Genomic DNA, 19,941 nt, shown 5'->3' with positions numbered 1-19,941 from the left:
ACGCCCTCGACGTTCCTGCGGCGGCCCGCACGGCTCGCCCTCCACCGTTTCCCGCGCGGACAGGACCTGGGCAGGAGCGGATCGCTCAGCGAATCACGGTCTGCACGTTCGCCAGCACCGTGATGCCGTCGGCGACCTTCTGGAACACCGAGTTGCGTCGCGAGTAGAGCGTGCCGTCGGAGCTCAGCAGCCGCACGTTCGCGGTGCGGTTGACGCCCGCCAGGTGTGCGGCGCCGTCCGGAGCACGGAACCCATCGCGAACGCCGCCGATCGAATCCGATCCGAACCAGGTGTCCGTGCCCTCGCGGCTCAGCACGCCGACGGTGAGCGGGTCGAGCCACGCGACGTCCAGCCCGGTACCGCTCAGATCACGCAGCCGCTTGAACTCACCGAGCCCCGTGGGCTTGCCGTCGGCCCCGCGCAGCACCGGGAACCAGCCGAGGATCGCGGAGGAGCCCTCCGTTCCCAGTACCGCCAGCCGTGTGCCATCGCGCGAGATCTGCATCGCCTGCACCGACGTCAGCTCGGTGATCCCGCTCGTGAGGGGGATCTCCTGATCCTGTGGCGAGCTCACCTTGAGCGACGACGGGTCGGCGCTGCTGGTCCAGACGAACCCTTCCGGATCCACGGTGGGCTCGATCAAACCGGGGCGATTGTCCAGCACCACACGATCCGCGTCGTCGGTGTACCGGTAGACGGTGCCGTCCTGCCCCCGCCCGACGGCGACGGCCGGTGCCGCCGAGGTCCCCGTTCCGCTGATCAGGACGAGCGCGTTCGGCGAGGTCTCGTGGATGTCGACGGCGAGCAGCTCACTGGGAGTCAGACTGTTGCCGCTGACCGTGACGGCGCCGTTGCCGGTGAGCGCGAAGAGCGTGCTGTCCACGGTCCCCGCATCCACGGTCTGCGGGGCGGGCGACAGCGCCGTCGCCCCGACGCTCATCGTCACCGACGAGGCGCCGAGGCTGCGTTCGAGCTGCAGCTTCATGAGCCCGAGGGTGCGGGAGTCGTCGGTGGGAAGCTCCGCGAACGAGACCGTCGTGCCGCTGTCGGCCTGCACGACGGAGCCGTCCTGCAACGTCGTGCCGTCGGGGATGGCCGTGCGCACGGCCGGGGCGATGTCGGCGCTCGGCCCACGCAGCAGTGCGGCCACGGTGCGTTCGGCCGCGCCCAGCTTGGGGAAGTAGCGCTGATCCGGCACGAGGTAGTGGAAGGTGGGATCGAAGAACATGAGGGAGGTGGACTGATAGGAGGCGTAGAACAGGTTCGACTCCATCACGATGCCGTCCGGTGCGGAGGTGATGCGCCACTCCCCCGCGTCCGGGCTGCCGGTCGGCTGCTTCTCGAGCTGGAACGGGAGGACGATCGGCTGTGGTGCGGCCTGCCGGTACACCCCCTCCTCATCCACCACGGCAACGGGCTTCACCGTCATGGTGACCGTGCCGTCTTCGGCCACCTCGGATAGCTCGCGCTCGTTGAAGGAGTCGATCGTCACGCTCTGGTTGGGCTGCCAGGCGACGGACGGCGCCAGGAACTTCCGCGCGGTGGCGAAGTCCCCGCGCGGACTGTTCGCGGCCTGAATGAAGTCGCGGACGATCCGGTCGGGATCGGAACCTTTGACCGGATCGGATGCCTGCACCTCGATCTGCTCCTCGCCGCCGAGCGGCTGGTCGAGCACGACGGCCTGCACCGAGGACGACGTGGGCATCGCCCCACAGCCGGAGAGTGCGAGCGCGAGCACGAGCGCCGCGGCGACGCCGCTGCCGCGACGGATGTTCCCGGTCATCATGAAGGCTCCTCCTCCGCTGTGCTCTTCTTGGCGACGGCACTGGTCAGACCCGCCACGAGGATCGGCTGGGTGATGCCGAGCTGCTCGAGCGCGGCACCGGCATCGCTCGGCTCCAGAGGCACCGGCGACAACGTGGAGAGCGTCTCCCCGTCCCGCGGCAGCACGAGGACGAAGTTGGTGCCCTCACCGGGACGCGACCACACCTCCAGCGTGCCGTGGTGCAGCTTCGCGTCGCCGAGCGCGATGGACAGGCCGAGGCCCGTCCCCCCGATCGTGCGCTTGCGCGACGGGTCCGCGCGCCAGAACCGGTCGAACACCCGCTCGGCATCCTGGGGCGTCATCCCGATGCCGTAATCGCGCACGCCCAGAGCCACGACGTGCTGATCACTGTCGACGGTGACCACGATGGGGCGCCCTTCACCGTGCTCGATGGCGTTGCCGAGCAGGTTGCGCACGATCCGCCGGATGCGGCGCGGATCGATGTCGATCGGCGAGTAGCCGCCGGGCGCGACCAGGCGGATGTCCGACCCGCGCTGCTCGGCGAGCTGCTGCATGCCCTCGATGCAGTCCTCGGCGAGCTGCGCGACGCTGGTGGGTTCCAGCTCCAGCTGCACGGAACCCGCATCGTATCGGCTGATCTCCAGCAGGTCGGTGAGGAGCACCTCGAACCGCTCCACCTGCGTCTGGAGCAGCTCCGCCGAGCGCGCGGTGACCGGATCGAAGTCGTCGCGCTGCATGTTCAGCATGTCGGCGGCGAGCTTGATGGTGGTCAGCGGCGTGCGCAGCTCGTGCGAGACGTCCGAGACGAAGCGCTGCTGCACCAGCGACAGATCCGCCAGCTCCTTGATCTGGGATTCCAGGCTGTCGGCCATGGCGTTGAAGGAGCGACCGAGCGCCGCGATCTCATCATCGCCGCGCACCTGGACGCGCACCCCGAGATCGCCGCCGGCGAAGCGGGCGCTGGTCAGCGCGGTCTGCGCCACGGGAGCGGCGACCTGCCGCACCACGAACCAGGAAATCAGTCCGACCACCACCAGCAGCAGCAGACCGGCGATCCACAACATGAGCTGCAGGAACCCGAGCGTCTGCGACGCGGAGCTGAGGTCGTACACCAGGTACAGTGCGTAGGCCCCGTATTCGGGCAGATCCAGCTGACGGCCGATGATGATCGCGGCCACCGGCTGGCCGTCCTGGGTGATCTGGGTCGACTGCCACCACATGCCGTCGGGCTTGTCCTGGACCTGGGCGCGCAGCTCAGCGGTGATGATCGCGGGATCCAGATCTCCCCAGAGCCGGTCCTGCCAGACGTTGTCCACCGGCACGTCGGTGTCGATGCGCAGCATCGCTCCCTGATCGCTCGCGGAGCGTTCGATGAGGTCCTGGTTCATCGTCTGCAGCGTGGGGATCAGGGTCGAGCGGCCGCCGGCGAGGTCGGCCCGGTTGAGGAGCTCCTGTGCCGCCTCGGAGGCCCGACGAGCGTCGGAGGCGACCTGCTCGTAGCGCGAGGTGAACAGATAGTTCTGAATGACGAAGCTCATCACCACGAACGACACCAGCACCGCGATGGCCGTCAGCGACACCGCCGTCGCGGTGGTGCGAAACCGCAACGAGGAGTTCCAGGAACGGCCGATCCGCGCGGCCCAGCCGCGGATGCCGCCTTCCGCCGCGAGGCGTGCCTCGAGGCTCATGAGCTCATTCCACCGCGCCAGCGCGGTAGCCGACACCGCGCACCGTGGTCACGATCCGCGGGTTGTCCGGGTCGAGCTCCACCTTCGCGCGCAGGCGCTGCACGTGCACGTTCACGAGCCGGGTGTCGGCCTTGTAGTGATAGCCCCACACCTGTTCCAGGAGCATCTCGCGGGAGAACACCTGCTGCGGCTTGGAGGCCAGCGCGACGAGCAGCTCGAACTCCAGCGGCGTGAGGGCGATCACCTCGTCGGCGCGGCGCACCTCGTGTGCGGCCACGTCGATGGTGAGATCGCCGACGCGCAGCACCTCGGAATCTCCCGCGGTGGTCGGACGCAGCCGCGTGCGAATGCGCGCGACCAGCTCCTTCGGGTTGAAGGGCTTGACCATGTAGTCGTCGGCGCCGGCTTCCAGGCCCGTGACCACGTCCGCCGTGTCAGCACGCGCCGTCAGCATGATGACGGGGATGCCCGACTCCGTGCGGATGCGGCGGCAGACCTCGATGCCGTCCATACCCGGAAGCATGAGATCGAGCAGGATCAGGTCCGGCTTCTCATCGCGGAACGCCTGCACCGCTTCGGACCCATCCGCGCAGAACACCGTTTCGAAGCCTTCGGTGCGCAGCACGATACCGATCATCTCCGCGAGCGCGGTGTCGTCATCGACGACGAGGATGCGAGACGTCATAGCGACGGATGGTCCTTCGTTCGAGCATGCCGGACGGGTGTCGGCTCTGCTCCAGCGTAATCGACACGCCTGCAGAACGGTGGGAAGCGGCGCAGGATCGGTCTGAGAGCATCCGGTGGAGAGATTTCGAGGGTCGATGCGCATGTGACACGATGGGGATCACACGCATCGAGGGGGCTCACCGTGACACTGAATCCGGGCACATATCCCGCGTGGACTCCTGCGCCACAACCGGGGATCATCCCGCTGCACCCGCTCAGTTTCGGCCAGATCCTCGGTCGCTCCTTCAGCGCGCTGCGCCACAACCCCAAGGTGCTCTTCGGGTTTGCGGTCTGTTTCCAGGTGGGCGTCAGCGTCCTCGGGACGCTGGGAATCACCGGTCTGCTGCTGCTCACGATGCCACGCCTGGAGACGGCGTCGCTCGCGTCCGACGACTACAGCACGATCGTGGCGGGCAACTCCCTGCTGATCTTCCTGGGCACATTGGTGATCGGTCTGGTGATGCAATGCGTCACCATCGTGGTGCAGGCCGTCGTCGCGGCGGACGTCGCGGGCGGCGTCGTGGCCGAGCGGCAGACCCTGGGACAGCTGTGGCGGCGGGTCACCCCGGTTCTCGGCAGGCTGATCGGCTACACCTTCCTCATCGGCCTGGCGATGGCGGTCGTCATCGCCGTGCCGGCCGTCGTGATCATCGCGGTGGCCGTCGGGGCATCGATGAGTCTTGGCCGCGGCGGCATCGCGATCACGGTCATCCTCGTCATCCTCCTGATCCTGGGCGTGTTCGTCCTCTTCCTCTGGCTCAACACGAAGCTCTCTCTGGTGACATCCGCCATCGTGCTGGAGCGCGCCGGCATCCGCTCCGCGATCGGCCGCTCCTGGACGCTGACTCGTGGTCGCTTCTGGGTGGTGTTCGGCGTGAGCATCCTCATCAACCTGGCCTTCGGAACGATCGCCGGCATCGTCGGTTCGGTCGTGCAGATGATCACGGGCCTCGGAGCCGCCGTTTTCTCCCCGACGGGCACCCCCAGCGACTTCTCGGCGATGATGAACACGCTGTTCATCGCCACGCTGCCGTCGCTGGTCGTGCAGGTCGTGATCCAGTCTGTGGGTCTCGTGGTCAACGCGACGGCGCTCACGCTCTGCTATACCGACGCCCGCATGCGACGCGAGGGCCTCGACGCCGATCTGCTGGCGTACGTGGAGCGGCGTGATCTCGGCGAGCCCACCTCGGATCCCTTCGCATACGACCCCGCTCGGGTGCACACGCCGTCCCCCGCGGGGGGCGCACCCGGATACGGTTCCGGTGGGCCCTACCCGATGTCGCCCGGCTACGGATCCGGATACACAGCGACCCCCGCGACACCGGGGTACGCCACGTATCCGCAGACGTCCGGCTACCCGCAGAACCCCGCGTACGGACAGGCACCCGCATACGGACAGGCACCCACATACGGGCAGACACCCACATACGGGCAGGCACCCGCATACGGGCAGGCACCCGCATACGGACAGACACCCGCATACGGACAGACACCCGCATACGGACAGACACCCACATACGGACAGACACCCACATACGGACAGGGCCCTGCTGCACCGACGTACGGACAGGCGCCCGCGTACCCGGCAGCGAGCGCACAGCAGCCCTTCGTCGCGCCGCCGACCCCGCAGCACAATGAGGGCGCCCCCGGCGATCCGTACGCCGCTCCCGTCGATCCCTCGCATGATGAGCAGTCCCGCTGACGTGATCGGATTCTCCGAGGTCCCCCTGGTTCCGGACCCGGACGAGGCCCGCTCCTGGCTCGAGGACGAGCTGGCCAAGCCGGCCTACGCCGAGGCCCAGCCCACCTGGTTCGACCAGATGGCGAAGGCCATCAGCGATTTCATCTCGAGCATCCTCAATCCGCAGATCGGACCGGGTGGCGGCATGGTCGTCGCCGCCATCATCGGTGTGCTGATCGTGGCGATCATCGTCGCGGCCGTCATCGTGTGGGGTGTGCCGCGGGCACGCGCGACGTCGCGCCTCACCGCCGACGACCTGCTCTTCGGCGAGGAGGAGACCCGCACCGCCGCAGAGCTCCGACGCGCGGCCCGCCAGGCAGCCGCGGCGAGCGACTGGGATGAAGCCGTGATCCTCCGCTTCCGGGCACTGGCGCGCGGCCTGTCCGAACGCGGAGCGGTGCGCCTCGGGCCCGGAGCCACCGTGCACGCCTTCGCGGCGCAGGCTGCCGCCGCGTTCCCCGGCGAGGTCGCAGAGCTGAACATCGCGGCAGACCTGTTCGACGCCGTCCGATACCTCCGACAGCCCGGCACCGCCGACGCGTTCGAGCGCATCACCGGCACCGACGAGCGCCTGGAGCGCACCCGCCCCGCCGCCCTCCCGGAGCTCACGGCGGTGACCGCATGACCCGCACAGCGCAGGAGGCGGGCACGCCGCTGGTCTCCCGCCGCCGGCGGGGATGGCGAGGGTGGCTCGTCGTGGTCGTCATCGTCGCCGTCGCCTCCGGGCTGCTGCTGTGGTCCGCGAGCGCGTTCACGGTGTCGGAGAAGGATCGCACCGATCCCGAAAGCCACGGCCCCGACGGCTACCGGGCTCTGGTCGAAGTGCTGCGCGATCACGGCGTCACGGTGGACGTGGTGCGCGCCCGTTCCGACGTCACCCGGCTGCTCGACGGCGGTGCAGGCACGCTCGTGCTTCCCGATCCGTTCGCACTGTCGGACGACTCGGTTCGGGCGATGATCGACGCGGCGCCCGCCACGGTGCTGCTGAGTCCAAGCTCCGCCGTGCTGGATCTGGCCATCCCGGGCGCGGAGATCGTCGGCTACGGAACGACAGCGGTCGACGCGCACTGCGACCTCCCCGCCGCGAGTAACGCCGGAACGATCCGTCCCGGTGCCCTGATGACGGGCGGCGATGTCGCCTGTTTCCCCGCGGGCGGTGGCGCGGCGCTGATCTCGCAGTCGGACGAGGGGCGAACGGTGACCGCGCTGGATGCGTCACTGCTGTTCACCAACGCGCATATCACCGAGAACGGCAACGCGGCGCTGGCGCTGGCCCTCCTCGGCCAGCACGACTCGCTCGTCTGGTACGTCCCCAGCTGGAACGACAGCGATGCGCAGGGCACCTCGGATGCCACTCTGGCCGATCTCACCCCCGGGTGGGTCACCCCCGCACTCGTGCTTCTGGCACTGACCGCTGCGGTCGCGGCGATCTGGCGCGGCCGGCGATTCGGTCCTCTGGTCGCGGAGCGGCTGCCGGTCACGGTCCGGGCATCGGAGACCCTGGAGGGGCGCGCCCGCCTCTATGCACGGGCTCGGGACACCGGGCACGCGGCGCGTATCCTCCGCCGGCGCAGCACCGCCGAGCTGGGCCGCCTCCTCGGAATGGGACGCGGTGCGACCACGGATGCTGTGATCGAGGCGGCCGCGGCCGCTGTCGCCGGCCCCCGTGACGCCCTGCGAGCCCTCCTCACCGGCCCGGAGCCGGGCACCGACGCCGAGCTCGTCGAGCTCAGCGACCGACTCGCACAATGGGAAGCGGCGATCCGCGCCGCCGTACGAACCGAAGGGAAGCGCTCGTGAGCACACCCGGATACTCCACCCCGGACCCCACCCGCGACGCGATCAACCGCGTCCGCTGGGAGGTGGGCAAGGCGGTCGTCGGCCAGGACGGAACGGTCACCGGCCTGCTCATCGCGCTCCTCGCACGCGGGCACGTCCTGCTGGAAGGCGTGCCCGGGGTGGCGAAGACTCTGCTGGTGCGCTCCTTCGCACGTGCGATCGGGCTGGACACCAAGCGCATCCAGTTCACCCCCGACCTGATGCCCGGCGACGTCTCCGGCTCGCTGATCTACGACGCCCGCTCGGGCGAGTTCGAGTTCCGTGAGGGGCCCGTCTTCACGAACGTGCTTCTGGCTGACGAGATCAACCGCACGCCGCCGAAGACACAGTCCGCGCTGCTTGAGGCGATGGAGGAGCGACAGGTCTCCAGCGACGGCGTCAGCCGCCGTCTCCCCGAGCCCTTCCTGGTTGCCGCCACGCAGAACCCGATCGAGCAGGAGGGCACCTACACGCTGCCTGAGGCCCAGCTGGACCGATTCCTGCTCAAGCTCATCGTGGAGGTGCCCGGTCGCGACGCCGAGGTGGACGTGCTCCGCCGTCACGCCGCCGGCTTCACCCCGCGATCGCTGGAATCGGCCGGCCTGCAGACGGTGGTGACCCCCGCCGAGATCGCCGCGGCGCAGGAGGCCGTCGCCCGCGTCGCGGTGACGGACGACGTGCTCGCCTACATCGTCGATCTCGCCCGGGCCACGCGCAGCAGCCCGTCGGTGCAGGTGGGAGTGAGCCCGCGCGCCTCCACAGCTCTGCTGGCGGCCGCGAAGGCGTGGGCGTGGCTGGGCGGATTTCCGGCGATCACGCCCGATCACGTGCAGGCCATGGTCGTGCCCGTGTGGCGGCACCGACTGCAGCTGCGTCCCGAGGCCGAGATCGAAGGCGTGTCGGCCGACTCGGTGCTCACCAGCGTCCTCGCGCAGACCCGGGTACCGATCTGACGTGTATCTGACCGGCCGTGCCCCCGTTGTCCTCGCCCTCGGCGTGGTGCCCGTCGTGCTCTCCACGAGCATGGGCATCAGTGCCTGGACGATGCTGCTGTTGTGGGTGGTGCTGGTGCTCGCCCTCGTGGTCGCGGACACCGCCCTCGCCGCAGATCCCCGGCGGCTCGCGGTGGACCGGGACGTCCCCGGGCGCTCACGTCTCGGGGAGCCGGTCCGCACCGAGCTGATCCTCACCAACCACGGTGCTCGGCGCGCTGTCCTGGTGGTGCGAGATGCCTGGCAGCCCACGGCCGGTGCGCCGCAACGCCGCGAGCACATCGTCATCCCTGCGGGCGAGCGACGCTCGATCGTCATTGCGCTCCTCCCCCGGCGCCGGGGTGAGCTGCGCAGCGCCTTCGTCACCGTGCGTTCTGCCGGCCCCCTGGGCCTGGCCGGCCGACAGGCGAGCCTGCACAGTGAAGGCCGCATCCGGGTGCTCCCGGCGTTCTCCTCGCGAAGGCACCTGGCCTCCCGCGTGGCGCGGCTCAAGGAGCTCGACGGCAACACGTCCATCCAGGTGCGCGGGCAGGGCACGGAGTTCGACTCGCTGCGCGAGTACGTCCGCGGTGACGACGTCCGCTCGATCGACTGGCGTGCCACCGCCCGTGCCGGCACGACGATGCTCCGCACCTGGCGGCCCGAGCGTGACCGGCACGTCGTGGTGATCATCGACACCGGGCGCACGGCTGCCACCCGTGTGGGCGATGCCACGCGCCTGGACGCCGCCATGGAGGCCACGCTGCTGCTCGCGGCGCTGGCACAGCGAGCCGGTGATCACGTGCACCTTCTGATGTTCGATCGCGTCGTTCGGGCACGGGTGACCGGCGTGGACGGCCCCGGGCTGCTGCCCGCGCTCACCGACGCAATGGCGGGTGTCGATGCGCAGCTGATCGACACCGACTGGGATGCGGCGCTTGCCCAGACCCGCGCGCTGGGCGTGCGCCCGTCGCTGCTGGTCATCCTCACCGCGCAGGACGAGCCGCTGAGCTCGCGAGCCTTCCTGACCTCGCTCGGGCTGGTCCCGCGGGGCGCGCGGCTGGTGGTGGGGTCGGCGACGGACACCGCGCTGGATGAGATCGCTGCCGAGCGCGGAGATGCCGACGCCGTCTACCGGGCGGCGGCCGCAGAGCAGACCGCGCACGAGGCGGCACTCGTCGCCTACGCCGTGGAGCGCTCGGGCGGCGACGCCATCGCCGACACGCCCGAGCACCTGCCGCCACGCATCGCCGATCGCTACCTCGAGCTCAAGGCCCAGGGCCGCCTCTAGCCCGCGAGACCTCTCTCTGTGGGCGAGAATCCGCGCAACGCGGCGACCCCCGCCCACGGAGTGCGCCATACGACGATGGCATCGAATCACGGGTGAGTCGTATTTACGAATGAGTCAGAAAAACGCGTAGACTCGACGGCATGGCACACCGGGAGACACCGACGGCGGAGCACGTGGCGAACGTGCTGCGCGGTGCCGGTCTCCGGGTCACCGCACAGCGCGTGGCGGTGTACACCGCTCTCGCCGCCCACCCCCATGCCTCGGTCGATGCCATCCATGGTGCGATCCGCGACGCGGTCCCGGGCATTGCCCTGCCGACCGTGCACGGCGTGGTGGGAGATCTCACCGACGCGGGCATCGTCCGCCGCGTGAGCCTGCCCGATGCCGATCGCGCCCTCTACGAACTCGAGTACGTCGACAACCACCACCATCTGCAGTGCATCGTCTGCGGGCGGGTGGAGGACGTGGAGTGCACCGTCGGGCACGCCCCCTGCTTGATTCCCTCTCAAGACCACGGAATGCGCGTGTTGGAAGCAACCGTCACCTTCCGTGCCATCTGTTCAGACTGCGAAAGGAATGGACATGGCTGAAGCCAACTTCACCACCACCCAGACCGGCACGCCCGTCGCCAGCGACCAGTTCTCGCTGACGGTCGGCGCTGACGGTGTCACCGCCCTTCACGACCGCTACCTGGTGGAGAAGCTCGCCTCCTTCAACCGCGAGCGCGTGCCGGAGCGCAACCCGCACGCCAAGGGCGGCGGGGCATTCGGCGAGCTCGTCATCACCGAGGACGTGTCGCAGTACACCCGCGCGGCGGTGTTCCAGAAGGGCACCACCAGCGAGACGCTCATCCGCTTCAGCTCCGTCGCCGGTGAGCAGGGCTCCCCCGACACCTGGCGCGACGTGCGCGGCTTCTCGCTGCGCTTCTACACCACGGAGGGCAACCTCGACATCGTGGGAAACAACACCCCCACGTTCTTCATCCGCGACGGGATCAAGTTCCCCGACTTCATCCACTCCCAGAAGCGCCTCGGTCAGTCTGGTCTGCGCGATGCGGACATGCAGTGGGACTTCTGGACGCTCTCGCCTGAGAGCGCGCACCAGGTGACCTACCTCATGGGCGACCGCGGTCTGTCGAAGTCGTGGCGTCACCTCAACGGCTACGGCTCGCACACCTACCAGTGGATCAACGCCGCCGGCGAGCGGTTCTGGGTCAAGTACCACTTCCACACCCGTCAGGGTGTCGTGGCGATGTCCCCGGAAGAGGCCGAGCGCATCGCCGGCGCGGACGCGGACTACTACCGTCGCGATCTGTTCACGGCCATCGAGAACGGCGACTTCCCCACCTGGGACGTCTCGGTCCAGATCATGCCGTACGAGGAGGCGAAGACCTATCGCTTCAACCCGTTCGACCTCACCAAGACGTGGTCGCACGCGGACTACCCGCTCATCCCGGTGGGCCACTTCACGCTGAACCGCAACCCGCAGAACTTCTTCGCGGAGATCGAGCAGGCCGCCTTCTCGCCCGGCAACCAGGTCCCCGGAACCGGCATCTCGCCGGACAAGATGCTCATGGCACGCGTGTTCGCCTACCCGGACGCACAGCGCCACCGCATCGGCACCAACTACAACCAGCTGCCGGTGAACCAGCCGCACGCCGCCCCCGTGAACAACTACATGCACGAGGGCAACATGCAGTTCCTGTTCAACCCGGCGGACGCCCGCGTCTACACCCCGAACTCCTACGGTGGCCCCGCGGCCGACCCGGCACGCGGTGTCGAGGGCAGCTGGGAGAACGACGGCGAGCTCGTGCGCTCCGCGTACACGCTGCACGCCGAGGACGACGACTTCGGCCAGGCCGGAACCCTGTACCGCGACGTGTACGACGATGCCCAGAAGGCCCGCTTCCTGGAGGTGCTGCTCGGTCAGTACGCCGCCCTCACGCAGGACCGCATCAAGGAGCGCTTCATCCAGTACTGGACGAATGTGGACGCCACCCTCGGCGCCACCATCCGCCAGCGCGTCGGCGCCTGATCGCTCTCCCTCACAAGGGGGTCGGACCACATGGTCCGGCCCCCTTTTTGCGTGCGGAGCCGATGACACAGCTTTGCGGCTAGGTGTGCGTCGCTCTCACCGGGAAAGCGCGGGGCCGATACGATCAGCGACGAACCAGCGGTGCCCCCACAACAGTCGTTCGAACGGAGTATCAAATGAGTCGTGATCCGCGCACGGGCAAGAGCCCCGCGTCTGCTGCATCGGCCAGCGCCGAGCCCACCATGGGCTCGAAGCTGGCGGCCGAGGCTCTCGGCACCTTCCTGCTGGTGTTCGGCCTGATCGGCGCGGCCCTCTTCAGCTCTCATCTCGCCGACGTCCAGAACGCGCCGGCTCCGGGTATCGTCCCCGTCGTCGCCGCGGTCGCGGTGGGTCTCAGCGTCATCATGGGCGCGTACGCGTTCGGCCCGATCTCGGGCGGACACTTCAACCCCGCCGTCACCCTCGGTCTCGCCGCCGCGGGACGATTCGCGTGGAAGGACACGCTGCCCTACATCATCGCGCAGGTCGTCGGTGGCGTGGTCGCCAGCAGCGCGCTGGTGCTGATCGGCCTGTTCGGTCCCGCCGGATGGCTCACGTCCGCACAGGACAGCGGATTCGCCAGCAACGGCTGGGGCAGGCTCTCCCCCGGCGGGTTCGACATGCCGGCGGCGATCATCATCGAGGTGATCCTGACCGCCGTGTTCCTCTTCGTCATCCTCGGCGTCACGCATGCCAAGCGCGGCACGCAGTTCGGCGGCCTGGTGATCGGTCTCTCGCTGACGCTGATCCTCCTCGTCGCGGTACCGGTGGACAACGCGTCCGTGAACCCGGCCCGCTCGCTGGCCACCGCGATCTACGGCGGCGCCGATGCGCTGTCGATGCTGTGGGTCTTCATCGTGTTCCCCATCGTCGGCGGTCTGCTGGCCGGCTTCTCCTACCGCGCCCTGTTCGACAACGTCCAGAAGCGCTGAGCACGCGAGCGATGGGGCGGGACCGATCCGGTCCCGCCCCATCGCCGTTCCTGCCGGTCAGCCCGCGTACAGCGTCGGGGTGCCGGCTTCGTATTCCGTGAGGTCGCCGGTCTCGCCACGACGGGTGGCCCAGCGTCCGATGACCAGCATGTAGAAGAGGAAGATTCCGAGAGCCAGCGCGCCGATGGTGATCTTCACCGCGGACGGCCAGGGCTGACCGGTGACGAAGCCCTCCACCAGCCCGGACAGGGCCAGCGACAGGATGAGCCCGATCACCGTGGTCGCCAGTGCTCGCCCGGCGGCTGCCAGCGACTCGCCGCGCGTGCGACGCCCGGGCGCGATCCAGGCCCAGAACACGTGAAGACCCGCCGCCGCAGCGACGAAGATGCTGGTCAGTTCCAGGAGGCCGTGCGGCAGCAGGCTGAGGATCAGCACGTCACCGCGATCGAACGCCAGCATCACGGCACCCGCGACACCGAGGTTGACGGCGTTGCTCATGATCACGTACACGGGGAAGATCCCCGTGACGCCGAACATCACGCACTGGGCGGCGATCCAGGCGTTGTTCGTCCACACCTGGCCGGCGAACGCCGCTCCGGGCTCGTAGTAGTCGGTGAAGTCGTTCTCCGCATACTGCTGCAACTGCGCCTGCGAGCCGAGGGTGGCGATCAGGGCCGGGTCCGCGGAGATCCACAACGCCGCGAGTGCGGCGATGCCGAGGGTCGCCACGGCGATGGCCAGAGTCGTCCAGCGCAGTCGGTACAGCGCCGCGGGCAGCTGGAGCGCGAAGAAGCGCGGGACCTGCCGGGCGATGTTCTCCCCAGCACCGGTCAGCCGGTGGCGGGCGCGGGCGATCGTGACCGAGAGCGCGTCACCGAGCTGCGTTCGTCCCGCCGAGGTCTTGATGTCGGAGAGGTCGGCTGATGCCGCCCGATAGCGCACCACCAGCTCATCCACGTCCGCGCCGGAGAGTGTGCGCGATCGCGACAGCTCGTCGAGGCGATCCCACTCCCCCCGGCGTCTGCTTCGCAATGCGTCCAGATCCATTGGTGTTTACTGTACCCATGTCTGCTGTCGTCGGCTCGATCCATCAGGATGAGATCCTCACCGGTGAGGCGGTGGCCCTCGACGTGCAGCCGCTGGGGCTCATGATGCGGGCGCTCGGCGCCGTGATCGACATGCTCATCGGCTACGCGATCATCATCGGAGCCTTCGCCGCGCTGTTCGCCTCCGGTGTCGACGCGTCGGTGTTCGCCATCATCCAGATCAGCGTGATCGTGCTGGCGTTCGTCGTCGTCCCGACCGCCGTGGAGGCCATCACCCGCGGACGGAGCGTCGGGAAGCTGGTGGTGGGCGGGCGGATCGTCCGCTCCGACGGCGGGACGACGGGTTTCCGGCATGCCTTCATCCGTGCACTCATCGGCGTTCTCGAGATCTACATGACCTTCGGGGGCCTGGCCTTCCTGGTGGGCGCGTTCACCCCGCGTTCGCAGCGGCTCGGGGATCTCGTCTCCGGTGCCTACTGCGAACGCACACGCACCCCGCAGGTGCCCGAGCATGTGCTCGTGCTGCCGCCCGCACTCACCGGCTGGGCCCAGCTCGCCGACGCCGGACGGCTTCCGGTTCGCCTCTCACGCCGGATCACCCAGTTCCTCGCTCAGTCGGCGAATCTCATGCCGGGGGCACGCGCCCGCATCGCGCAGGAGCTGGCGGCCGAGGCGGCGCAGTGGGTGTCGCCGGTTCCACCGGTGGACGCGGAGACCTTCCTGCGCGCGGTGGCGGTGGTGCGTCGCGAACGGGAGGCACGCGCCCTGGACATTCAGAGCGAGCGCGTGAACACGCTGCTGGGATCGGTGCGCTGATCCGGTTCAGGACTGGAGCGTCTCGTGGCGGATGACGACCCAGCCCTTCGGCACCGACAGCCGCTCTGTGTGCATGGCGCAGAGGTCGTGGGCATGCGGATCGCCGGCGGCGCCCAGCGGCCCGATGGCAGCCATCTGATCCGCGTAGTCGTACGTGAGCGTGGAGACCGCCTCGCGGGAGCAGCCGACCTTCGAGCAGAGCCTGGTGAACATAGCCCTCCCACCCTATGCCCGATCGCGGACATCGCACGGCGACAGGCACGGCCGCCACAGCGCTCGGCGACCTAGGATGGAGGAATGATCTGGCCGCGACGTCCCGCTCCGCCGGCTCGTCCGCGCCCCGCCCGCCACGGCCGCCACGGCCGCACCGGGCGCAGCCCCGTCGTTCCGCCGCCGCTGCCGCCGCTCGAATCGCGGCAGGACCGCTTCGAGCTGGTGGTGCACGACACCGCGCAGTTCCTGCGCGACGCGTGGGAGGATCTGCGCGAGGTGTCCTTCGAGGTGGGGATCATGCCCACGCGCGCGGACGCCGAGGGAATGCCGCGGTGGTTCGTGGATCGGGAGGCCCGGCGCATCGTGATCTTCCGGTTGCCGATCGAACGACTCGACCGCGCCAACCGCATGGACGATCTCGGCGCCAAGATGTCGATGGAGGGTGCGGTCTTCCGCGCCGCGGCCGAGTACCTCGATCGCGATCCCTGGGACCTGGGCACCCAGCGCTGGCGCAACTGACCTGCGTCAGCGTGTGATCGTGATCGGAGCGCTGTCCGCGTCGGCGGGCCACACCGCGGCTGCGGCGAGTCGCTGGCCATCGGCATAGGAGACGGTCGCGTGCAGCGCGCCCTCGCCCGGATCCAGCACCGCGTCGGCGGTGCTGGCGACGGGGACCTGTGCGCCGCCGTGCGCCGGGACGTTCACGGTGCTCTCCCGCCCTCCGACGGTGACCGTCGCAGACACGTCGTCATCACCGTCGTTCCACAGCGCCAGCACGGCTGCCGCACCTCCCGCGACCGCGAACGCCGTGGGCGCGGAGATCTCCGGAGCTGCCGGATACCAGGCGTCGTCATCACCCTCACCCGCGCCGGTCGCCTGCCAGACGGCCGCGACCAGGGGCGATGCCCCCTCCACCGTGACGTCGTACGCCCCGGCGGGCAGTGCGTCTAGCGGAATGTCCACCGGGATGCCGGCCACGGCGTCCACGCTGAGCTGGACCGGCGCAGCAGCGCCGTCGACGGGCTGCGCGCTCACCGTGACCGGTCCGGAGGCATCCGGCATGAGGACGCGGACGGAGGTGAGGGCGGGCCCAGCGGTCGTGACCGTCACACCGGGGATGATCTGACGCGCCGAAGCCTGACGCACCGCATCCTGGAAGTCGATTCCCGCAGGAACCAGCCCGCGCACCAGCGCGGACTGCAGCGACGCCTGCACCGGAGCGCCCTCCGCGTGAACGTTGATCACCGGTGAGCTGTCACCGCCGGACAGTGACGCGACAGGAACGGTCGCCACCGTCCCGGGCGCCACCGAGAGCGAGCCGCCCGCGGGGGTGGTGGGGCCGGCGAGTCCGTAGACGGTGAAGGACACGGTGGCCGTGACGCCGAACGGGTTCGCGATGGTGATGACACCGGAGGAGCCGGTGCGCCCGTCGATGCCGACCAGCCAGGACTCGGTGAGCGGCGGGCGGCACGATGAGGCCGCATATCCCGAGAGGTCATCGGCGTCGGAGGAGAACGAGGCGGCGCCCGCCACCGCGGCGCGCTTGCCGTCCACGGGCGGGGCGCTGACGACGCCGAACACGGCTCCGTCGACCCCCAGCACGGGAAGCTCATCCGACGCGGCACCGGAGTCCGACAGGATCGGGGTCAGGCGGGCTGCCTCCGACACCGTCTGGGCGGAGTCCGTGACCCGCCCGAGCACCAGCGCCGAGCCCGTGCACACCAGCGTGACGTCGCCCGGGGCGGGCTCTCGGACCGTGGCTGGCACGGCAGCGGAGACCGCGGGAAGCGGTGATACGACGGCCGCAGCGACACCGACAGCCGTGACGGCCACGGCAAGGATGCCCGCTCCCGCGCGAGCGAGGCGGCCCCGGGATGGTTCCTTCGTCATTCCTGCTCCTTCGATGCGCCGATCATGCGCGGCCGCACGCGAGCCGCGCGCACGGAGGCGCGGGTGGGAATGGCCAGCAGCACCGCGATCACCAGCGACACCAGAGCCGCGATGATCAGGATCGCGCTGACCGAACGGTCGTCTGAGGTGAGCGCCGGGCGGGGCGCCACCTCACCGCTCACTCCCCACAGGGCGCCCTTGCCGGTCTCGCCGACGGCGGTGAATGCGGGGTTACGGTCGAACGCGGCCACGGCCTGGGCGCGCAGCGCCGCTGCGGGCCCCGAGGTGGCGGTCACCGGCTCGACGAGCACGAAGCGGATGCCGAGATCGGCGAACGAGACGTCCTGCGCCTGAGGGGTCATCGCATCGGCGATGCGGTTCGCCAGTTCCTCCTCCGGGGCGGTGAACGCGGTCCGGGTGCTGAGGATGCTCGACTGGGCACCCAGCGAGTCCGAGGATCCCCACACGACCCGTTGCACGACTGTGCCGTCCTCGCGGATGTCGAGCACGAGGGTCGCGCCACGTGCGCCTTCGTCGAGCTCCGCTGCGACGTACGCCGGCAGGGTGCTGCGCGGTCCGTTCTGTGCAGCGGCGTCGCCGCGCAGAACCGCCGTGAGGTGGGGAACGGCGGTGACCAGCACGAGCAGCACGCCGATGGTGCCGAGCGCACCGCGCAGGCTCAGCGGCATTCGCAGCGAGTGCAGCGCGAGGAGAGCGCCCAGGACGAGAGCCGACCAGGACACACTGCCCAGGGAGCCGGGCCAGAGTGCCACCGCGGCCCCGTCCACCACGCTCACGGAGATCCGGGAGGCCACGAGCCCGGCAACCGCGGCACCCCCGGCGACCAGGAGCAGCGGCACACCGACCCGCCAGCGCACGGTGAAGGCGCCGACCGCGGCCAGAACGGCGACCGGGACCACGAGCGCGGGAGCGAACCACGCCCACCGCACGAGGGCGTCGCCGGCACCGGCCGACGAGAGCAGGCCGGGCCACCCTGCTCCATCGCCCGCAGGGAAGCCGGCGAGGAGCGACAGACGCCCCCACAGATCGTCCGACGCGCGCGCACCCTGGTAGGGCAGTCCCGGATCCGCCAGCAGGCTCAGCGGCTGCTTGTGTGCGACATGGAACCAGACGAGGGGCAGGAAGAAGACCGCGGTGGGAACCAGCGTCCACAGCAGGCGGATCGCACCCGAGAACCGGGCGACGCAGATGGCCGCCACGCACGCGACGATGGCGATCACCGCGAGGACTCCCCCGGCGCTCGGCGCACAAGCGGCCACCACCAGCATCAGCAGGGACGCCGCTCCGGCCGAACCCCAGGATCGGTGGGCCGCCAGCCCGGTGTACACCAGCCACGGCAGTGCAACGTGAAGGATGACGGCCGCCGGGCGGGGGTCGACGAGCGCGCCGAGAAATGTCGGGGCGATCGTCCACAGCACCGCACCGGCGATCCGCAGGCCGGAGCGCTCGGTCACGCGCGTGGCGGCGAACCACCCGCCGAGCGTGGCCAGCGGCAGCGCGGCGACCCACAGCACCACCAGCGCCGAGGAGGGGGCGGCGGGCATCAGCGAACCGAGCACGGCCAGCACCGCCGCGAAGGGGTCGGCCGGCAATGCGCCATCCAGGCCGTATCCGCGCTGGCCGAACACCGCATCGGTCCACAGGCTGGCCAGCTGCGTGCGCAACGGCAGTGCCCCGCCGCCGCCGAGGACCGGCCAGGACAGCAGCGGGAAGAATGCGACGATCGACACCGCCAGCGACGCCAGCACCGTCCACGCACCGCCGCCCGAGAAGAAGCGCAGTTCCGGTCTCGTGGTGCGGGCCGACTGCCCGTCGCCGAGCAGGATCTCGCGTCGCTCAACGCGTCCGATGCGCAGGGGATCCACGCGCCACCAGTCACCGCGTCGTCCGCGCAGGCGGGCACGCGAGCGCGCGATCGACGGCCAGCGGAAGGCGGCGACGAACGCCGCCGCCCACTCCGGGAGCACCGCGCCAGGCGCCTTGGCCAGCAGATGACTGACGGCGCGCCAGAGGGCGATCGGCAGGAAGGACAGGATGTGCAGCGGGACGACCGCGGCCGGCGCGTAGACGAGGCGCCGGTGCAACTGGGCCAGCCGCGTGACGTAGACGATACGGCGACGGTCGGCGGCGCGGACCGGATCCGGCAGGCCCGCCACCCCGTCCGCACGGACGGCCACGCGGGCCGCGGGTGCGAGCGCCACACGGTCGCCGCCCAGACGCGCGCGAACGCCGATGTCGAGTCCCTCGTCTGCGCCCCCGAGGGCACGATCGGGAAGCAGGTCCCCGCGGCGCTCGGCGCGCAGCAGCACACCGCGGATGTCCGCGCCCAGGACGTCCTCGCGGCCGTCGTGCTGCCCCTGGTCGAACTGCCCCGCGGCAAGCTCCACGCTCTCGCCGCCACGCGACATGCTCACCCCGAGGGACGCGATGATCTCGCTATCGCTGCGGCGGACGAGTTTCGGAGCGACCACTGCCACGGAGGGCTGCAGCTCGAGGACCGCGGCCAGTCGCTCCAGCGCGTCAGGAGCGGGAGACGTGTCCTGCGCCAGCAGCCACAGCGCGTGATCGGGATCCACCCGGCGCGACGCCAGCTCGATCGCCTCCGCGAACCCGGTGGCGGCTTCTGCCTGAATGATGCCCTCGGCACCGGACGCGTCGGCCACCTCCGCGAAGCGGCGGTCCTTGCCGCACAGCACGATCGTGAGCGCATCCACGGGATGACGCTGGGCTGCGACCGCGGCGAGCGTCTCCTTCAGGTGGGGAAGCCCTGCGGCGCGCGCATCCGGGTGCGCGACGATGACGGCGTGTACAGGAGCAGGCATGGCGCTTCAGCGTAGGCAGGCTTCCGGCGCAATTCGGGAGTGCCGCGCCGGGAAGGGGTCAGACGGTCCGGGGATTCACCGGGCTCGGGACGCAGAACGGCGTATCG

The 19,941-nt window shown here is 70.0% G+C and carries 17 protein-coding genes; 10 read left to right on the top strand and 7 right to left on the bottom strand.

From position 1 onward, the window contains the following. Positions 1–85 precede the first annotated feature (85 nt). Genes ACIQJ5_RS04130 through mtrA form a run of 3 tightly spaced genes read right to left on the bottom strand, consistent with a single transcriptional unit; the run spans position 86 to position 4,159 of the window. Positions 86–1,786 (bottom strand): LpqB family beta-propeller domain-containing protein, encoded by a 1,701-nt coding sequence (locus ACIQJ5_RS04130; protein ID WP_402841161.1) that lies wholly within the window; start codon positions 1,784–1,786, stop codon positions 86–88. Then, a complete protein-coding gene (gene mtrB, locus ACIQJ5_RS04125; RefSeq protein ID WP_231092663.1) occupies positions 1,783–3,474 on the bottom strand; it encodes an MtrAB system histidine kinase MtrB in 1,692 nt (563 codons plus the stop codon). The genes ACIQJ5_RS04130 and mtrB overlap by 4 nt, the downstream gene beginning before the upstream one ends. Positions 3,475–3,478: 4 nt before the next feature. Further along, positions 3,479–4,159, bottom strand: coding sequence for an MtrAB system response regulator MtrA (gene mtrA, locus ACIQJ5_RS04120; RefSeq protein WP_231092662.1), 681 nt, complete (start codon positions 4,157–4,159; stop codon positions 3,479–3,481). Between the two features lie 183 nt (positions 4,160–4,342). Between mtrA and ACIQJ5_RS04115 the strand changes: the two genes are divergently transcribed. The 8 genes from ACIQJ5_RS04115 (at position 4,343) to ACIQJ5_RS04080 (ending at position 13,026) form a co-directional block, all read left to right on the top strand. Continuing rightward, complete coding sequence (locus tag ACIQJ5_RS04115; RefSeq protein ID WP_402841155.1) at positions 4,343–5,902, top strand: glycerophosphoryl diester phosphodiesterase membrane domain-containing protein; 1,560 nt, start codon at positions 4,343–4,345, stop codon at positions 5,900–5,902. Beyond that, the gene (locus tag ACIQJ5_RS04110; protein ID WP_402841152.1) at positions 5,886–6,566 is read left to right on the top strand and encodes a DUF4129 domain-containing protein; all 681 of its coding nucleotides are present in this window, start codon (positions 5,886–5,888) and stop codon (positions 6,564–6,566) included. The genes ACIQJ5_RS04115 and ACIQJ5_RS04110 overlap by 17 nt, the downstream gene beginning before the upstream one ends. Then, on the top strand, positions 6,563–7,741 hold the full coding sequence (locus tag ACIQJ5_RS04105) for a DUF4350 domain-containing protein (protein WP_402841149.1): 1,179 nt from the start codon (positions 6,563–6,565) through the stop codon (positions 7,739–7,741). Before ACIQJ5_RS04110 ends, ACIQJ5_RS04105 begins: the two co-directional genes overlap by 4 nt. After that, a complete protein-coding gene (locus ACIQJ5_RS04100; RefSeq protein WP_402841147.1) occupies positions 7,738–8,712 on the top strand; it encodes an AAA family ATPase in 975 nt (324 codons plus the stop codon). Before ACIQJ5_RS04105 ends, ACIQJ5_RS04100 begins: the two co-directional genes overlap by 4 nt. A 1-nt stretch (position 8,713) precedes the next feature. Further along, the gene (locus ACIQJ5_RS04095) at positions 8,714–10,021 is read left to right on the top strand and encodes a DUF58 domain-containing protein (protein WP_402841144.1); all 1,308 of its coding nucleotides are present in this window, start codon (positions 8,714–8,716) and stop codon (positions 10,019–10,021) included. A 140-nt stretch (positions 10,022–10,161) separates the two neighbouring features. After that, positions 10,162–10,611 carry a Fur family transcriptional regulator gene (locus ACIQJ5_RS04090; protein ID WP_402841141.1) on the top strand — a complete coding sequence of 150 codons (450 nt, stop codon included), beginning with the start codon at positions 10,162–10,164 and terminating at the stop codon, positions 10,609–10,611. After that, positions 10,604–12,055: a catalase gene (locus ACIQJ5_RS04085; protein ID WP_231092655.1), complete on the top strand. Its 1,452-nt coding sequence runs from the start codon at positions 10,604–10,606 to the stop codon at positions 12,053–12,055. Before ACIQJ5_RS04090 ends, ACIQJ5_RS04085 begins: the two co-directional genes overlap by 8 nt. A gap of 176 nt (positions 12,056–12,231) precedes the next feature. Next, positions 12,232–13,026, top strand: coding sequence for an aquaporin (locus ACIQJ5_RS04080; RefSeq protein ID WP_231092654.1), 795 nt, complete (start codon positions 12,232–12,234; stop codon positions 13,024–13,026). Between the two features lie 57 nt (positions 13,027–13,083). Here the strand turns inward: ACIQJ5_RS04080 and ACIQJ5_RS04075 are convergent, their stop codons facing one another. Next, positions 13,084–14,073, bottom strand: coding sequence for a stage II sporulation protein M (locus ACIQJ5_RS04075; RefSeq protein ID WP_231092653.1), 990 nt, complete (start codon positions 14,071–14,073; stop codon positions 13,084–13,086). 17 nt (positions 14,074–14,090) lie between these two features. On the opposite strand from ACIQJ5_RS04075, the gene ACIQJ5_RS04070 reads away from it, so the two are divergent. After that, complete coding sequence (locus ACIQJ5_RS04070) at positions 14,091–14,888, top strand: RDD family protein (RefSeq protein WP_402841137.1); 798 nt, start codon at positions 14,091–14,093, stop codon at positions 14,886–14,888. 6 nt (positions 14,889–14,894) lie between these two features. On the opposite strand, the gene ACIQJ5_RS04065 is transcribed toward ACIQJ5_RS04070, so the two are convergent. Continuing rightward, positions 14,895–15,101 (bottom strand): DUF3499 family protein, encoded by a 207-nt coding sequence (locus ACIQJ5_RS04065; protein ID WP_231092651.1) that lies wholly within the window; start codon positions 15,099–15,101, stop codon positions 14,895–14,897. A gap of 84 nt (positions 15,102–15,185) precedes the next feature. Here ACIQJ5_RS04065 and ACIQJ5_RS04060 point away from each other — a divergent pair, with 84 nt between their 5' ends. Further along, positions 15,186–15,620 carry a hypothetical protein gene (locus ACIQJ5_RS04060; RefSeq protein WP_231092650.1) on the top strand — a complete coding sequence of 145 codons (435 nt, stop codon included), beginning with the start codon at positions 15,186–15,188 and terminating at the stop codon, positions 15,618–15,620. 6 nt (positions 15,621–15,626) lie between these two features. Here ACIQJ5_RS04060 and ACIQJ5_RS04055 read toward each other — a convergent pair whose 3' ends face one another. Beyond that, positions 15,627–16,991, bottom strand: coding sequence for a DUF5719 family protein (locus ACIQJ5_RS04055; RefSeq protein ID WP_402841133.1), 1,365 nt, complete (start codon positions 16,989–16,991; stop codon positions 15,627–15,629). After that, positions 16,988–19,834, bottom strand: coding sequence for a glycosyltransferase (locus ACIQJ5_RS04050; RefSeq protein ID WP_402841129.1), 2,847 nt, complete (start codon positions 19,832–19,834; stop codon positions 16,988–16,990). Before ACIQJ5_RS04050 ends, ACIQJ5_RS04055 begins: the two co-directional genes overlap by 4 nt. Positions 19,835–19,941: the final 107 nt, after the last annotated feature.

Origin of the sequence: Microbacterium sp. GXS0129, from assembly GCF_044769785.1 — a bacterium.
Classification (GTDB): Bacteria; Actinomycetota; Actinomycetes; order Actinomycetales; family Microbacteriaceae; genus Microbacterium; species Microbacterium nymphoidis.
This window is presented reverse-complemented; position numbering and strand designations above follow the sequence as displayed.

Excerpts from the sequence above, each read along its gene's own strand:
- ACIQJ5_RS04065 (WP_231092651.1), bottom strand. The coding sequence starts at position 15,101 with ATGTTCACCAGGCTCTGCTCGAAGGTCGGCTGCTCCCGCGAGGCGGTC.
- ACIQJ5_RS04050 (WP_402841129.1), bottom strand. The coding sequence starts at position 19,834 with ATGCCTGCTCCTGTACACGCCGTCATCGTCGCGCACCCGGATGCGCGC.
- ACIQJ5_RS04085 (WP_231092655.1), top strand. The coding sequence starts at position 10,604 with ATGGCTGAAGCCAACTTCACCACCACCCAGACCGGCACGCCCGTCGCC.
- ACIQJ5_RS04075 (WP_231092653.1), bottom strand. The coding sequence starts at position 14,073 with ATGGATCTGGACGCATTGCGAAGCAGACGCCGGGGGGAGTGGGATCGC.
- mtrA (WP_231092662.1), bottom strand. The coding sequence starts at position 4,159 with ATGACGTCTCGCATCCTCGTCGTCGATGACGACACCGCGCTCGCGGAG.
- ACIQJ5_RS04055 (WP_402841133.1), bottom strand. The coding sequence starts at position 16,991 with ATGACGAAGGAACCATCCCGGGGCCGCCTCGCTCGCGCGGGAGCGGGC.
- ACIQJ5_RS04070 (WP_402841137.1), top strand. The coding sequence starts at position 14,091 with ATGTCTGCTGTCGTCGGCTCGATCCATCAGGATGAGATCCTCACCGGT.
- ACIQJ5_RS04090 (WP_402841141.1), top strand. The coding sequence starts at position 10,162 with ATGGCACACCGGGAGACACCGACGGCGGAGCACGTGGCGAACGTGCTG.
- ACIQJ5_RS04105 (WP_402841149.1), top strand. The coding sequence starts at position 6,563 with ATGACCCGCACAGCGCAGGAGGCGGGCACGCCGCTGGTCTCCCGCCGC.
- mtrB (WP_231092663.1), bottom strand. The coding sequence starts at position 3,474 with ATGAGCCTCGAGGCACGCCTCGCGGCGGAAGGCGGCATCCGCGGCTGG.
- ACIQJ5_RS04080 (WP_231092654.1), top strand. The coding sequence starts at position 12,232 with ATGAGTCGTGATCCGCGCACGGGCAAGAGCCCCGCGTCTGCTGCATCG.
- ACIQJ5_RS04110 (WP_402841152.1), top strand. The coding sequence starts at position 5,886 with ATGAGCAGTCCCGCTGACGTGATCGGATTCTCCGAGGTCCCCCTGGTT.
- ACIQJ5_RS04060 (WP_231092650.1), top strand. The coding sequence starts at position 15,186 with ATGATCTGGCCGCGACGTCCCGCTCCGCCGGCTCGTCCGCGCCCCGCC.
- ACIQJ5_RS04130 (WP_402841161.1), bottom strand. The coding sequence starts at position 1,786 with ATGATGACCGGGAACATCCGTCGCGGCAGCGGCGTCGCCGCGGCGCTC.